Annotated in this window: 14 protein-coding genes; 8 read left to right on the forward strand and 6 right to left on the reverse strand. The window is 48.7% G+C overall.

Annotated features, from left to right (window positions below):
- The first annotated feature begins 24 nt into the window (after positions 1-24).
- Positions 25-912 carry a 30S ribosomal protein S6--L-glutamate ligase gene (gene rimK / locus BN1044_RS14550; RefSeq protein ID WP_072309309.1) on the forward strand — a complete coding sequence of 296 codons (888 nt, stop codon included), beginning with the start codon at positions 25-27 and terminating at the stop codon, positions 910-912.
- Here the strand turns inward: rimK and BN1044_RS23935 are convergent.
- Positions 909-1,103 carry a DUF4250 domain-containing protein gene (locus tag BN1044_RS23935; RefSeq protein WP_072309310.1) on the reverse strand — a complete coding sequence of 65 codons (195 nt, stop codon included), beginning with the start codon at positions 1,101-1,103 and terminating at the stop codon, positions 909-911. The two genes, rimK and BN1044_RS23935, sit on opposite strands and share 4 nt — an antisense overlap.
- Positions 1,104-1,245: 142 nt before the next feature.
- Between BN1044_RS23935 and BN1044_RS14560 the strand changes: the two genes are divergently transcribed.
- The 7 genes from BN1044_RS14560 to rlmC all read left to right on the forward strand — a co-directional run bounded on the left by BN1044_RS14560 (position 1,246) and on the right by rlmC (position 8,234).
- Entirely contained in the window at positions 1,246-1,737 is a 492-nt protein-coding gene (locus BN1044_RS14560) for a type III secretion system chaperone family protein (RefSeq protein WP_072309311.1), read from the forward strand.
- 400 nt (positions 1,738-2,137) lie between these two features.
- Positions 2,138-3,244 (forward strand): spermidine/putrescine ABC transporter substrate-binding protein PotF, encoded by a 1,107-nt coding sequence (gene potF, locus BN1044_RS14565; protein WP_072309336.1) that lies wholly within the window; start codon positions 2,138-2,140, stop codon positions 3,242-3,244.
- 153 nt (positions 3,245-3,397) lie between these two features.
- Positions 3,398-4,531, forward strand: coding sequence for a putrescine ABC transporter ATP-binding subunit PotG (gene potG / locus BN1044_RS14570; protein WP_040045867.1), 1,134 nt, complete (start codon positions 3,398-3,400; stop codon positions 4,529-4,531).
- A 10-nt stretch (positions 4,532-4,541) separates the two neighbouring features.
- The gene (gene potH, locus BN1044_RS14575; RefSeq protein ID WP_072309312.1) at positions 4,542-5,504 is read left to right on the forward strand and encodes a putrescine ABC transporter permease PotH; all 963 of its coding nucleotides are present in this window, start codon (positions 4,542-4,544) and stop codon (positions 5,502-5,504) included.
- Positions 5,504-6,349, forward strand: a complete 846-nt coding sequence (potI, locus tag BN1044_RS14580) for a putrescine ABC transporter permease PotI (RefSeq protein WP_072309313.1) — start codon at positions 5,504-5,506, stop codon at positions 6,347-6,349. The genes potH and potI overlap by 1 nt, the downstream gene beginning before the upstream one ends.
- Positions 6,350-6,501: 152 nt before the next feature.
- Positions 6,502-6,999 (forward strand): YbjO family protein, encoded by a 498-nt coding sequence (locus BN1044_RS14585; RefSeq protein WP_072309314.1) that lies wholly within the window; start codon positions 6,502-6,504, stop codon positions 6,997-6,999.
- A 101-nt stretch (positions 7,000-7,100) separates the two neighbouring features.
- A complete protein-coding gene (rlmC, locus tag BN1044_RS14590; RefSeq protein ID WP_072309315.1) occupies positions 7,101-8,234 on the forward strand; it encodes a 23S rRNA (uracil(747)-C(5))-methyltransferase RlmC in 1,134 nt (377 codons plus the stop codon).
- Here the strand turns inward: rlmC and BN1044_RS14595 are convergent.
- The 5 genes from BN1044_RS14595 to BN1044_RS14615 form a co-directional block, all read right to left on the reverse strand.
- A complete protein-coding gene (locus tag BN1044_RS14595; RefSeq protein ID WP_072309316.1) occupies positions 8,222-8,710 on the reverse strand; it encodes a methylated-DNA--[protein]-cysteine S-methyltransferase in 489 nt (162 codons plus the stop codon). The genes rlmC and BN1044_RS14595 overlap by 13 nt on opposite strands.
- Positions 8,711-8,985: 275 nt before the next feature.
- Positions 8,986-10,410, reverse strand: coding sequence for a hypothetical protein (locus BN1044_RS14600; protein ID WP_072309317.1), 1,425 nt, complete (start codon positions 10,408-10,410; stop codon positions 8,986-8,988).
- The gene (locus BN1044_RS14605; RefSeq protein WP_072309318.1) at positions 10,410-10,664 is read right to left on the reverse strand and encodes a PAAR domain-containing protein; all 255 of its coding nucleotides are present in this window, start codon (positions 10,662-10,664) and stop codon (positions 10,410-10,412) included. Before BN1044_RS14605 ends, BN1044_RS14600 begins: the two co-directional genes overlap by 1 nt.
- Before the next feature lie 73 nt (positions 10,665-10,737).
- Positions 10,738-11,229 carry a hypothetical protein gene (locus BN1044_RS14610; RefSeq protein ID WP_072309319.1) on the reverse strand — a complete coding sequence of 164 codons (492 nt, stop codon included), beginning with the start codon at positions 11,227-11,229 and terminating at the stop codon, positions 10,738-10,740.
- Positions 11,230-11,235: 6 nt separating this feature from the next.
- On the reverse strand, positions 11,236-11,955 hold the full coding sequence (locus BN1044_RS14615; RefSeq protein WP_072309320.1) for a T6SS immunity protein Tli3 family protein: 720 nt from the start codon (positions 11,953-11,955) through the stop codon (positions 11,236-11,238).
- Positions 11,956-12,005: the final 50 nt, after the last annotated feature.

Below are 12,005 nucleotides of genomic sequence, written 5' to 3' on the forward strand. Positions count from 1 at the left end.
GCCTACTGGCTTAAGAGGTTGGCTGTGAATATCGTCATACTTTCCCGTGATGGCTCCCTTTATTCATGTAAACGCTTGAAAGAGGCGGCGCTGCGACGTGGTCACCACATTGATATTGTTGATCCGCTTTCATGTTATATGAACATCAACTGCGCGGCCCCCAGCGTGCATGAAAAAGGGCGCCAGTTAGAGCGCTATGACGCCGTTATCCCACGCATTGGATCGGCGATCACCTTTTACGGCACGGCGGTTTTGCGGCAGTTTGAAATGTTGGGTAGTTTTCCGCTGAACAACGCCGCTTCGATAGCCAAAGCCCGTGACAAGTTGCACTCCTTACAGCTATTGGCTCAACAGGGCATCGATTTGCCTATCACGGGATTCGCGCACCGTCCTGACGATACTAGCGATTTGATTGAAATGGTCGGCGGTGCTCCGCTGGTGGTTAAGCTGGTTGAAGGGACGCAGGGGATCGGCGTGGTTCTTGCTGAAACGCGCCAGGCTGCGGAAAGTGTTATTGATGCTTTTCGTGGTTTGAATGCGCACATTCTGGTGCAGGAATACATCAAAGAGGCTCAGGGCGCGGATATACGTTGTCTCGTGATCGGCAAACGCGTGGTAGCGGCTATCGAACGGCAGGCTAAACCGGGTGAGTTTCGTTCTAACCTGCATCGCGGTGGTACCGCCAAACGGGTGGTTATCACCGAGCAAGAACGCGAGGTGGCGCTGAAAGCCGTTGCCACGCTCGGCTTGTGCGTGGCAGGCGTTGATATCCTACGTTCCGAACGAGGCCCGTTGGTGATGGAGGTCAACGCTTCGCCGGGGTTGGAAGGCATTGAAACTACCACCGGGAAAGATATCGCAGATATGATGATCGACTACATTGAGCGCACGATTGCGCGCAAAAAGCACTAAACCTGCACAAACTGATTGGTTGCAGGCTGGTAGTGATATCCCGCCTGCGCCAATCGTTCCTGTAATCCGCTGATTGAAATATCATAACGGCGGGTCAAATCTTCTAGCGATGGGCACTCGTCGCGGAGTTTCATGTTGACGATGCTCATCAGCATCAATGGGTCCATGGTGGCATAGCGCGTCAGCGACATTGTGTACTCCTCTTTCCGCCAAGATTGATGAATTAATTGTCTTTGAGCATAGATAAAACGGGCAATTTTCCGTAAGCTATGCCCCTTTTCTACGTCTGTGCTTATTATCTCCTGTTTTATCATTTTTGTAAGGTAGGCCACTATGGATTCGCTAATCGTCCCGGATCTGGATCTTTTACGACGCTGGCTGGATCAACTGGGCATCACCTTTTTTGAGTGTGACTCCTGCCAAGCGCTACATCTGCCACATATGCAGAATTTTGACGGTGTATTTGATGCCAAAGTCGATATGATCGATAAAACGATTTTGTTCAGCGCACTGGCTGAAATACGCCCAACCTCGCTGATTCCGTTGGTTGCCGATCTCAGTCAAATGAACGCCAGCACGTTGGCAGTGAAAGTCTTTGTTGATATTCAGGATGACAATTTACCGAAGCTGATTGCCTGTCTTTCATTGAACGGCAGCGTTGGCGTGACGCTTGAGCAGTTTGCTGAGTTTATGAAACAGGGCGAAGAACAGCTTTCGATGATCATGATGGAGACGCGCGCCAATGGCATGTTGTTTCTCGGCGAAGGTGAAGAAAGCGACGCCGATTATGACCCAGACGCCATGAGCGGACCTCTGCTGCATTAGTGATAACACCACTGACAGTCACTGCGCTGACATGGTTCAACGGCACCGTTATGGTGCCGTTAGTTTTTGTATAAAAACCTCATAAATATTCTGCAAACTAATCAATCTCCCCGATATCTGACGCCATTAGAGGCATGAATGGCGCACGACATAGATGCAATTGCATAGAAAATCGATAATTGACGTTTTTTCCACCGCTCGGTGGCTGGATAGGCTATCTGCAGTTATGCTTGATTTGCAGCGTACAGCTCAGATTTTCCTCATATTATTACCCAACATTTAAATGAAGAAATAACCGTTTTTTCTGATTTTATATGCATAACGATCTGCTGTCGCATGCCATCACTGCTGGTAAACGGGCTAGTGCGCGCCGTTTCTACATTATTTGGAGGGATTGATGATGATCAACGGGAATAAAAAGTGGCTGGTAGGTGCCATTTCAGGGGCTTTAATGGCTGCCGGGGCAACGGCAGCCGATCAGAAAACGCTGCATATTTACAACTGGTCTGACTATATCGCGCCAGACACCTTGGCGAATTTCACCAAAGAAACCGGCATCAAGGTGGTTTACGACGTTTTCGATTCTAATGAAGTGCTGGAAGGCAAACTGATGGCCGGCAGTACCGGTTTTGATTTGGTTGTGCCTTCCGCCAGTTTCCTCGAGCGTCAGGTCGGTGCGGGCGTATTTAAACCCTTAGATAAAAGCCAGCTGAGTAATTATAAAAACCTCGATCCTGAGCTGTTACAGCTGGTGGCTAAGCACGATCCAGACAATAAATATGCGATTCCATACACCTTTGCGACCACGGGGATTGGTTACAACGTCGAGAAAGTGAAAGCGGCATTGGGTAAAGATGCACCGGTGAATAGCTGGGATCTGGTGTTGAAACCTGAGAATCTGGAGAAATTGAAAAGCTGCGGCGTGTCATTCCTTGATGCACCCGCTGAAATTTATGCCACCGTACTTAATTACATTGGTAAAGACCCTAACAGCTCTGATGCCAACGACTACAACGGCGCGGCGAACGATCTGCTGTTAAAACTTCGTCCAAATATTCGTTATTTCCATTCCTCTCAGTACATCAATGACTTAGCCAACGGTGATATTTGCGTCGCGGTCGGCTGGTCGGGCGACGTGATGCAGGCCGCCAATCGTGCCAAAGAAGCCAAAAACGGCGTGGATATTGCCTACAGTATTCCGAAAGAAGGCGCACTGATCTTCTTCGATGTGTTTGCCATGCCCGCTGATGCTAAAAACACCCCTGAGGCATATCAGTTCCTCAACTACTTATTACGCCCTGAAGTGATCGCAAATATCAGCAACCATGTTTATTACGCTAACGCCAATAAAGCGGCGACACCGTTGGTGAATCCAGAAGTGCGGGATAATCCGGGAATTTATCCTCCGCCGGACGTGAGAGCAAAAATGTTCACGCTTAAAGTGCAATCGCCAAAAATTGACCGCGTGATCACCCGAGCTTGGACCAAAGTGAAAACCGGAAAATAAATCAGCGAAACAGTTACGTAGACAAATAATGTGGCTACGCTGAATACACAGGCAGAGAAAACCTCTTTGCCTGTGTGCTTTTACACTGCTCGTTGAGCGGTATGTGTCGATGCAGCCGGGTCTGTATCAGGTACGAGAGCGAGGACGTCCCGAATGAATGATATTATCCCCCGTCAGGCACCTAAGGTGCATAAAGCGTTTACGCCGCTGTTGGAAATTCGCAATCTCAGTAAAACCTTTGACGGGCAACTTGCCGTCGATGACGTCAATCTAACGATTTATAAAGGCGAAATTTTTGCGCTGCTTGGCGCATCCGGCTGTGGAAAATCCACGTTACTGCGCATGCTTGCCGGTTTCGAAATGCCTACCAGCGGGCAAATTGTCCTCGATGGGCAGGATTTAGCCCACGTGCCTCCCTACCAGCGCCCCATCAATATGATGTTCCAGTCTTATGCGCTTTTCCCCCACATGAGCGTGGAGCAAAACATTGCCTTTGGTTTGAAGCAAGATCGCTTGAGCCGCGGTGAAATCAGCCAGCGGGTGGAAGAAATGCTGTCGCTGGTGCATATGCAAGAATATGCGAAACGTAAGCCGCATCAGCTTTCAGGCGGGCAGCGCCAGCGTGTTGCGTTGGCTCGCAGTTTGGCCAAACGGCCAAAATTGCTGCTGCTGGATGAGCCCATGGGAGCATTAGACAAAAAACTGCGTGAGCGCATGCAGCTGGAAGTGGCAGATATCTTAGAACGCGTGGGCGTGACCTGCGTAATGGTGACGCACGATCAGGAAGAGGCGATGACGATGGCGGGGCGAATTGCCATTATGAATCGTGGGAAATTCGTGCAAATCGGCGAACCTGAGGAGATTTATGAGCACCCCAATAGTCGCTACAGCGCCGAGTTTATCGGTTCAGTCAACGTCTTTGACGGTATTTTAAAAGAGCAATTAGACGATGCGCTGCTGATCCAAAGTCCTGGCTTATTGAATCCACTCAAAGTGGATCTCGATGCGGCCGTGGTTGAGGGCGTTCCGGTGCAGATTGCTTTGCGCCCAGAGAAAATTCTGCTGTGCGAAGAGCCGCCGGAAGATGGCTGCAACTATGCAACGGGAGAAGTGGTGCACATTGCCTATCTCGGTGATTTGTCTATTTATCACGTTAAGCTGCTCAGTGGGCAAATGATAAGCGCCCAGTTACAGAACGGTCACCGTTTCCGTAAAGGCATGCCAACCTGGGGCGACCAAATCAAGCTGTGTTGGGATGCCGATAGCTGCGTAGTTCTCACCGTCTGAGGAGATAGCGATGTCTACACTGTTTACAAGTCGCAGCGATCGCCCTCCGATTCAACGGGTTGGGAAATTCACTGCGTGGCTCTACCGTTTACGCGGTGTGCATGGCCGCAAACTGGTTATTGCCTTGCCCTATCTATGGCTGATCTGCTTATTTTTACTGCCGTTTCTGACGGTGTTTAAAATCAGTCTGGCCGAAATGGCACGCGCCATCCCGCCGTTCACCGATTTAATGACTTGGGCGGACGACAAGCTAGATATTGCGCTGAATTTTGCCAACTATTTTCAGCTGTTTGACGACCCGCTTTATATAGATGCTTACCTTCAATCGCTGCAAATCGCCGCTGTCTCAACGATATGCTGTTTAATCATTGGCTATCCACTGGCGTGGGCGGTAGCGCACAGCAGTTCATCGACGCGCAATATTTTGCTGCTGCTGGTGATCTTACCGTCTTGGACGTCGTTTCTGATCCGCGTGTATGCATGGATGGGAATACTCAAAGAAAACGGCGTGCTGAATAACGTGCTGCTGTGGCTCGGCGTTATCGATCATCCATTGATTATTCTGCACACCAACACGGCGGTATACATCGGCGTGGTTTATTCCTATATGCCTTTTATGGTGCTGCCTATTTACACCGCGCTAACGCGTATTGATTACTCGTTGGTGGAAGCGGCGCTAGATCTTGGCGCTAGGCCAATGAAAACCTTCTTTAAAATTATCGTTCCTTTAACCAAAGGCGGAATTATCGCGGGCTCGATGCTGGTCTTTATTCCCGCCGTGGGGGAGTTTGTTATTCCTGAACTGCTAGGCGGGCCGGATAGCATAATGATTGGGCGCGTGCTGTGGCAGGAGTTCTTTAACAACCGCGATTGGCCAGTGGCTTCGGCAGTGGCGATCTTGATGTTGTTACTGTTGATCGTGCCGATCATGCTGTTCCACAAATATCAGAATAAAGAACTGGGGGCGCACTAATGAATACTTTACCGGTTGTGCGCTCGCCGTGGCGTATTGTGATTTTGGTGGTTTGCTTCTTTTTCCTGTACGCCCCGATGCTGCTGTTGGTCATCTACTCCTTCAACAGCTCTAAACTGGTCACGGTGTGGGCAGGGTGGTCAACGCGCTGGTACAGCGTGTTATTCAATGATTCAGTGATGATTAGCGCGGTGGGATTAAGCCTAACTATTGCCGCTGCGGCGGCTACGATGGCGACAATTCTTGGCACCATGGCGGCGGTGGTGATGGTTCGTTTTGGCCGCTTTCGCGGATCAAACGGGTTTGCATTCATGCTGACAGCGCCGCTGGTGATGCCCGATGTGATCACTGGTCTCTCATTGCTACTGCTGTTTGTGGCAATGGGACACCTGATCGGCTGGCCTGCAGAGCGCGGTATGCTGACGATCTGGATGGCGCATGTGACCTTTTGTACGGCCTATGTCACCGTGGTGGTCAGCTCGCGCTTGCGTGAGCTGGATAAATCGTTGGAAGAGGCGGCGATGGATCTTGGCGCAACGCCGCTGAAGGTGTTCTTTGTGATCACCATTCCCATGATTGCCCCCGCGCTGGTTTCCGGCTGGCTGTTGGCATTTACGCTGTCGCTCGACGATCTGGTTATTGCCAGTTTTGTGGCGGGGCCGGGCTCAACGACGTTACCAATGCTGGTGTTTGCCAGCGTGCGTATGGGCGTTAACCCTGAAATTAACGCGCTGGCCAGTATTATTCTGCTGGTGGTTGGAGTGATTGGGCTGATTGCGTGGTGGTTTATGGCCAGAACGGAAAAACAGCGGTTGAAAGAGATCAGAAAAGCGGCAGGTGGCTAACTATGGTTATTATTTCCGCAGATTTAATCAGTGAACGTGTGAATAAACAGGGTCTGTAACGCGTTAATTTGAAACATAAAGATCATAAACCGCTAGCCTGAATAACATAATTTGTCCTATTATGAGTTTTTCAGGCTAGCTTATGGAATAAGATGTCAGAAATACTGCGTAACCGGCATGAAATGCTGAAAAAATGGGCTTTAGCCCCGGTACCTGTATTAATTGCCGGCACGGCAATGATCGGTATCCATACGCTTGGATTTTTGCTGTTACTCCATGAGCTGGGCTTTGACGGTTTAAGCGCGTTTATTTCAGATAGCGTACAAAACTGGGATTCTATGCTGCTTTGTATCGCCAGCATTATGGTGCTGAGCATTGAGATTGCCTGTGGACTGGCCGTCATTCAGGGAAAGAACTGGGGGCGCTGGGGGTATTTGGGCTGTCAGATTACGGTAATAGGCTATATGTTGCTGGCCTCCCTTGGTTGGTTCCATCCTGAAATGTTCAGCGTAAACGGAGAAACCGGCAGTGAAATTTTTGCTGAGCTGGTGCGTTTAAAAATCCCCGAGCTCATGATTTTAGCTCTGCTGTTTGTTCCTCTTACTAGCCGCCGTTATTTTGGTTTGCAAAACCGCCGCAGGGTAAGCTAACGCGTTATTTACCGTCGGTGTTTCGCCTGAACCTATGCCTTTATGCTACAATTCGCGCCGTCGTAACCCCATCTTTTCTTATTCAATAGAGTCTTTGTGATATGCACTGTGCCCTGTACCAGTCGGGAACCTGTCGCTCTTGTCAGTGGCTTGAAACGCCATACACCCAACAAATCACCCAGAAACAGCAGCAGCTAGAAGCGCTGATGTCTGCCTTGCCGGTCGGACGTTGGCTACCGGTTGTTAGCAGTGCAGAACAGGCATTTCGTAATAAAGCTAAGATGGTTGTCAGCGGCAGCGTAGAACGCCCGCTGCTAGGCATGCTGCATCGTGATGGCACGGCGGTTGATTTATGCGAATGCCCGCTTTATCCCGACGCCTTTGCAGCGGTGTTCGATACGCTTAAAGTGTTTATCGCTCGTGCAGGATTAACGCCTTACAACGTAGAACGTAAACGCGGCGAGCTAAAATATTTACTGTTAACCGAAAGCCAGAAAAATGGCCAACTTATGCTGCGCTTTGTATTGCGCTCGGAAACTAAGTTGGCGCAGCTACGGCAGGCGTTGCCTTGGTTGCAGCAGCAACTGCCTCAGCTCGCGGTGATCACGGCCAATATTCAACCGGTGCATATGGCTATTTTGGAAGGGGAGACAGAAGTCTTTCTTACCGAACAGCAGGCGCTGGAAGAGTCGTTTAACCAAATTCCACTGTATATTCGCCCGCAGAGTTTTTTCCAAACTAACCCTCAGGTTGCCTCGGCGCTGTATGCCACCGCGCGTGACTGGGTGCGTGAGCTGAATGTCGGCAGCATGTGGGATCTGTTCTGTGGCGTGGGGGGCTTTGGATTGCACTGTGCAACGCCAGAGATGAAACTCACCGGCATTGAGATTAGTGCGGAAGCCATCGCCTGCGCCACGCGCTCTGCGCAGCAAATTGGCCTGCATAACGTCCAGTTTGCCGCACTGGATTCAACGCGCTTTGCCACTGCCGAAGGCGAAGTACCCGAACTGGTGTTAGTTAATCCGCCGCGCCGTGGAATTGGGGCTGAGCTTTGCGCTTATCTCAGCGCCATGTCTCCGCACTACATTCTCTATTCAAGCTGTAATGCGCAGACGATGGCTGTGGATATTGCACGCTTGGAAAATTACCGCATCGAGCAAGTTCAGCTCTTCGATATGTTCCCGCACACGGCACACTACGAAGTGTTAACCATGTTAGTTCGTCAGGATCGATAGCTGATTTTCTCAAGCTCGAGCAAGGCTTTTTTGATTGGCAATCCGCCCGAATAACCGGTCAAAGAGAGATCTTTGCCGAGCACGCGATGGCAGGGTATCAGAATCGAAATGGGGTTTCTTCCCACTGCGCCGCCCACGGCCCGCACGGCTTTCGGATTGTTTAACGCATTGGCAATCACCGAGTAGTGGCTGATGGTGCCGTATGGGATGGCGAGTAATGCCTGCCATACCGACTGTTGGAACGGCGTACCGACGGGCGCCAGCGGCAGGTTATCAAAGCGTCGTTTTTCCCCCGCAAAATAGGCATCTAAACAGTCGCGGATCTGGCGATTGATGCAGAAATCTCCATCTTCAATCCACGCGGAAGGGCAGATCTTTTCTTCAATCTCATTGGGCAGCCACAGCTGGCGCAGCCCTTGTTCATCCGAAACTAGCCTGAGCATGCCAACGGGCGAGGAATAAAGTGCGTGGTACATGAAATCTCCCTGAGTTTGGTTTAGTCCACGTTAATTGCGCTAAGGTAGCAAAACGCGGCGAGGGAGGGTATTACCATGAAGGATAAGGGATGAGATTCGGAATTTCAGCGAAGCCTCTCCCGATGTGGGAGAGGCTTTAGGTGAAAGCGGTGTAATTTTAGTGGAAGCATGAATGTGGAATATGAATAAAACAGTCAGCAAAAAATCCGCTTTGAGCGATATTTAAGTATTCTGATGCTATCTGGAATTTAAGAACGTTTATCATTTAGTGCTAGCTATAAATACATACCTATCTCTTCTTCAATTCCACGTTCGATGATGAATCGAGTCACAATGCCCATAACGAAAAATGAAATGAATCCCCCAATAATGAGCCAGATATAGATGCTGTCTAGTTTTGCGTTGTTATTATTGGCTATATATCCCACTTCGAAAATAAGCCCCATAAGAGGCAAATAGGCCACGCTGCTGCATAGGACGGAATCAAGTATTGGGCTGTGATTTTCAGGCGTAAAGGTTTCCTTTGGCGGACGAATCGATAACAAACCAAGCTGAAAACTATCTGCTTTGGTGCCAGATACGAGTTGGCTACCTTGTCCATAACGCGCGGCGTCTGCGGCCAGAGCCGATGCTAGCCAAATTTGCCCATCAGAGTGGTCGCCTAGGCTAAAATTGACATCATGACGGTTTTGTCCTGATGCACTGCTCTCGATGCCATCCAATGCCGCATATAAACCGTATTTTTCCTGCTTATCTAAGCCGCTGTGCCATAAGTGTTGTCCAGTTCCATCTGCAATATGCTCGACAGCGAGATAGGTACGGCTATCTTCAGCCAGTTTATAGGCTGAGCTCTCTAGAGTACGAAACCAATAGAGAGGCGTTTCACTGGGCTTTTGTACGGAATAAAACCCTTTGTTATGTGCATCAGGGTGTGTGAAGAGGAATGCCTGCGCATTTTCGCAAAAGGATGCTTTGTCTTCTGTGTGGAGGTCAACAATGATCAACAGCCGGCGCTCAGAGAATGGCGTATCTATCCATGTATTTAATAGCGCAAGGTCGGGACACTCTGATAGCCAATGGATTTTATGTTTCTCTATGGCTGGGATGGATAGCTCTTTGAGCACTGTTTTTAATTCATCAACGTTATCCTCACTTCCGCCATGAACATAAAGCCATAGGCTCAAGTCGCTGCCTTGGAACGAGAGCGTTTTCTCAAGCGGTTTCAGTATTGATGTGAGAATTAGCTGTAGTCTCGTTGACTCAAATTGCTCTCCACTGTCATTATCGATTTCAAGTGGCGTGGCCGGTGCGGTAGGGAATTCACCTTCTAGGCGCAGTATTTTTAAAGCAAGATCGTCAAGAGATGACAGTGAAGCATGTTCATGGAGTAGGAGATGGCTCCGTCCCCAATATTTCCATCGTTGTTTCAGGCAGCCATAGAGGTAATTCCGTGTATGCCATGCGAAGTTTTCTGAGACTTTGACGAAGAGAACGATTCCTGCGATGAGAAAACCCACTGATGCGGGAAGTAAGAATGCTCGATGGATGAAACTGTTATCAACAAGTTTTCCTGTTGGCCAATTGAGTAGGGTAGCCACAAAAAAAATAATAACGAGGGCAATAAATATCAGAGAAACCACCAGCCAAGGATAGCGCGTTGGCCTAGGCATGGGGTTGGCGGGGGGAATATTCCAGCGCATTATTCCACTCCTGCATTGGGTAAGGTTGTGTTTATGGAGCACCCACATTGAGCTTTACACCCGTCAACGACCACCCCTTTACCATTTATCATCCAAGTTGGATGACATTGCGCCGCTGTTTTTTGTCCATGTAGCGAACAACTCACCATTTCCCCGAGTAACATCACATTTTTTCCCATAAAGTCTGGCCCGGATGCACTGATCACTGTTCCGCCATTGCTGAGTGGATCACCCAAGCGAATAACACCTTTCATTCATTAACCTTTATTGAAGGAGTATTAATTAAATAATTAGCTTTCTGTATTCAGGCTATTCATTCGCTATAACTTATTTTTTAGTGAGTCCATATACACCAAAATCAACGCCATATTGCACTGGGCGAAGGTTTTTGAGTTTTAATATGTAATCCGTATTGATAACTTTCTCGAAATCTCTCGAGTCAAACGTAATATGATAAATACTCCCCTTTTCCCATGGTGATATTGTTCCAAATCCATCAATGTCTAGAGTACAGAATGTGGATTGTTCTTTATTAGAACGTTTCACCGACGCTGATTGCGTTATTGGTGGGTCATAGGGAGTTTCAATCGTAAAGAGATACGTTGAGGAGGTCGTTTTTTCAACGTAGAAACGTGATTTTCCGCCTTCAACTTTATAGGTTCCTGAAAAATCTGGGCATTCAGACGTAGTTTCAGTTTCTGATGTGTTTGCTGAAGTCGTGGTTGACGCTTTTTGTAATGCATCATGCTGGCTATTTGCGCATCCTGCAAAAAGCATTACCGTAGCCATAAGTGTTAGTAATCTAATATTTCCATTCATTCTGTTTTACTCCTTATCTGGATCGCATTGCATATGATCCCATCCGGTATAGTTTTTTATCTCAGGGACTTTGGTGGGTAGCCCTTGCCATTCGGCTTTTTCTTCATTCGTCTGGCCTTTCAGCGTGCTAAGTTCAATGTATGACATTCCCCATTTTTCCCCTGGGAACTGAGGATCGATCCGTCCTGTGCCAATTTTGCCATCGTAGGTGAAGGTGTAATCGATACCCGGACCTCCAGGGAGGACTCTTGGGTCATCGAAGGGTTTAGAACTGAGATAGAGGTGGCCTTGTTTGGTGAGCAAAAAACCTTGGTCATTTACCACGGTGAAAGACACCACGTTTTCACGCTTGGGGCTGGTTGTACCATCAGGTTCGACGCCATAGGGGACGGAGGCGTAATGCGCATTACGCCAAGTCTGACCATAATCTTTCGAAACCATAAAACCGCTAATATCCCAATCAGTGATAGCAATATATCGTTCTGAGGGATGAACATATTTCCCACCAAATGCGCGATAGAATTTGTCCATAACCTCTGACTTAATGCCTCGTTGGGTATCGACATACCAAAGTGCCCCTTCACAGTAGTAGCCTTTGAGTTCCAGATACCTATGGTCATCAAAACGGTAAATAACCTGCGTTGGAATTTCACTTTTTTTGGCCTGACATCCCGCCATGAATACTGTCGAGAGCAGAACGCCTATCAAAGCGATATTTATGTTCATTAGGCATCCTCGCCGTATTGATACGGAACCGCCCCTAACTAGCCTCATTG

The sequence above is a fragment of the Hafnia alvei genome (genome assembly GCF_900095695.1).
GTDB classification, from domain to species: Bacteria; Pseudomonadota; Gammaproteobacteria; order Enterobacterales; family Enterobacteriaceae; genus Hafnia; species Hafnia alvei_B.